We start from the raw sequence: 415 nt of genomic DNA, 5'->3' as shown, positions 1-415 counted from the left end.
TCCGTACAGGTCGAGCACGCGCCGCGTGTCGTTCTTCTCCTTTGCCCGGAGGTACGACACGCCGATGTTGCGGTTCGTGTAGTAGCGCACCAGATTGCGGTGGTTCTTCACATCGCGGTAGATGCGGTCTATCAGGTCCATGCGCTCCTTGTCCGTCATTGACAGGCCGGTCTGCGTGACGACCGTCTTCAGCTCGTCGAGCATCCCGCTGCTTTCCTCCAGCATCTTCGTGTAGCCCGAGGCGATGGCGGCCAGTTCGTCCGTCGTGTAGTTCTCGTCGGCAAGCATCTTCTGGAACGAGTTCACGTAGATGTCCGATATTTCCCCCACGAGCAGCACGGTCTGTTGCACCTTGCGGGCGTCCTTCACCAAGTTATGCACCGACTTGAGCGCGTCGTAGTACTTCTTTCCCTGC

The 415-nt window shown here is 58.8% G+C and carries 1 protein-coding gene; it reads right to left on the bottom strand.

The window, feature by feature from the left end:
* The coding region (locus M3090_RS15650) for a conjugal transfer protein (RefSeq protein ID WP_249057806.1) at positions 1–415 on the bottom strand (415 nt) is incomplete at both ends.

It is taken from the genome of Bacteroides sp. ET71 (assembly GCF_023336905.1).
In the GTDB taxonomy this organism is placed as follows: domain Bacteria; phylum Bacteroidota; class Bacteroidia; order Bacteroidales; family Bacteroidaceae; genus Bacteroides.
This window is presented reverse-complemented; position numbering and strand designations above follow the sequence as displayed.